Source organism: Ensifer sp. ZNC0028 (assembly GCF_000799055.1).
Lineage (GTDB): Bacteria > Pseudomonadota > Alphaproteobacteria > Rhizobiales > Rhizobiaceae > Ensifer.
On sequence record NZ_JTLA01000301.1, the window covers coordinates 1 to 2,157 of the forward strand.

Sequence of the window (2,157 nt, forward strand, 5' to 3'; positions counted from 1 at the left end):
CGACGGCGCAGAGCGTGTCGTGCAGCTTGGCGACCGAGTTGTTGAAATCGGCCCGGAGACTGTCGAGGCGATCGGCGAAGGGGTCGTCGATGCGGTAGGCGAGATCGCCTTCGGCCAGACGGCCAAGGCCCGTCGCGAGACCATTGACGGCCTGCTGGATCTCGGCCGCATCGCGCGCCTTCTGTGCTTCACGTTCCAGACGCTCGCGCTCTGACAGCGAACGGTTCGCATCCGCCTCGCTTTCGAGCTGCATCTTGGCGATCGTCGCATCACGCAGGACCCGCAGGGAGCGGGCGAGATCGCCGATCTCGTCCTTGCGCTCGGCCTCGGACAGGTCGACGTCGGTCTCGCCGGCCGCGATCTGGCCGGTGACGCCGATGACATTGGCGACGCGCTTGCGGAAGCGGCTTGCCAGCGTCCAGCCGACGATGATCATGATCGCGGCGGCAACGGCAATGACGGCGATCGAGATCATCGCAAGCTGCGAAAGGCCGGCAAAGACCGTGGCTTCGGGAACCGAGACCACGACATACCATTCCGTGTCGGGCAGCAGGTTGACCGGCACGGCGACGGCCAAATGCGCGCTGCCGTCCGTGTGCTTCAGCGCGAAGGCCTGGCCGGTGTGGCTCAAGAGGTTTCCCCACCCCTCACCCGCAAGCGGCGTGTCCTTCAGCACCTTGCCGAGCACCTTGGCATCGGGGTGGCTGATGATGCTGCCGTCCTTGCTGAGCAGCGAGACGAAACCGGTGCCGAAGGGCTTCAGCTTGGCAAGCTCGGTCGAGAGTTCGCCGAGCGCCATGTCGACGCCGACGACACCGATGAAGGCGCCGTCCTTCTTCAGCGGCACCATGATCGAGGTCATCAGCACGTCCTTGCCGTTGATCGGGTAGACATAGGGCTCGGTGACCATGTCGAGGCCAGTCTTCTTCGGGATCTGGTAGTAGTCGCCCGGACCCGGCTTGTCATAATCGGCCAGCGCCTCGTGGATCACCTTGTCACCGGAGCGGGCGATATAGGGAACGAAGCGGCCGGTCGCGTCATGGCCGGGCTTGCCGACGAACTCGGCGTCCTTGCCGTCGAAGGCGTTCGGCTCCCAGCCGGTGCTCATGCCGACGGCAAGCGGATTGTCGACGATCCAGCGTTTCATCAGGGTCTCGATTTCGGCGCGCGACGGCTCGCCGGTGCCCTTTACCGCATAGAGCGCGGAGCGGATGTTGTTTGCGAGCGTCTTTGCCTCGGCAAACTTCGTCTCGACGCTGCGCGCGCTTGCGGATGCGGCATTGGTCATCTCGGCGATGCTGCGCTCACGCAATTGCTGATAGGAGAGCCAGAAGACGACGGCGGCGGTGACCATCGAGGTCAGAAGGCCGGTCATCACTATGGCGAACATGTTTCTTGCCGTTGCAGTCTTTAGGATCACCGTATGTCTCCCCTCGCGCCTCCGCCTTTGCGGTCGTGCGCGGCCAAATCATCGATTGCGTGACGGGCACGCTGAGCATTGGGACAGGTGTCTGGAGCACATCGCGATGATGAATGCTGGAGGCGACGTGCGGGCGAAGTCATTTCGCGGCGAAGAAACGGTATGCGCGACCGCTTTATCAAAGCTTAAGAAACAAGGGGATGACTCGCGATCCTGCAGTGAAAAGCGACAATCCTGATGCAGTGCGCAAAGAAAAGGCCCGGTCTCCCGGGCCTTTTAGCTGTCGAATGTCGGCGAGGACTAGGCTGCGCGGCGGCGGTGGCTGGTCGCTGCCGCGTATACGCTCTGGGTATCGCCAAGATTGAACTGGGCAAGCAGCGCGTTGAGCGAGGCGGCTTCGGACGCGAGACCATGGCTGGCGGCCGTCTGTTCCTCGACCATCGCCGCGTTCTGCTGCGTGCCCTGGTCCATGGTGTTGACCGCCGTGTTGATCTCCTGGAGCCCCGTCGACTGTTCGCGCGTGGCGGTCACGATCGCGCTCACGTGCTTGTTGATCTCCTGCACTTCGGAAACGATCGTCTGCAGCGCCTTGCCGGTATCGCCGACGAGCGTCACGCCGTTCCTGACCTGGTTGCCCGAGGTGGTGATCAGCGCCTTGATTTCCTTGGCGGCATTGGCCGAGCGCTGCGCGAGTTCACGCACTTCCTGGGCGACGACGGCAAAGCCCTTGCCGGCTT

Annotated in this window: 2 protein-coding genes; both read right to left on the minus strand. The window is 63.5% G+C overall.

The genetic code is table 11. From position 1 onward, the window contains the following. Nucleotides 1-1,390 (minus strand): methyl-accepting chemotaxis protein (locus L981_RS33110; RefSeq protein WP_156134328.1); only part of this gene is annotated, 1,390 nt, incomplete at its 3' end. 330 nt (nt 1,391-1,720) lie between these two features. Then, nucleotides 1,721-2,157, minus strand: a 437-nt coding sequence (locus L981_RS33115) for a methyl-accepting chemotaxis protein (RefSeq protein WP_043627347.1), incomplete at its 5' end; no start/stop codon positions are given.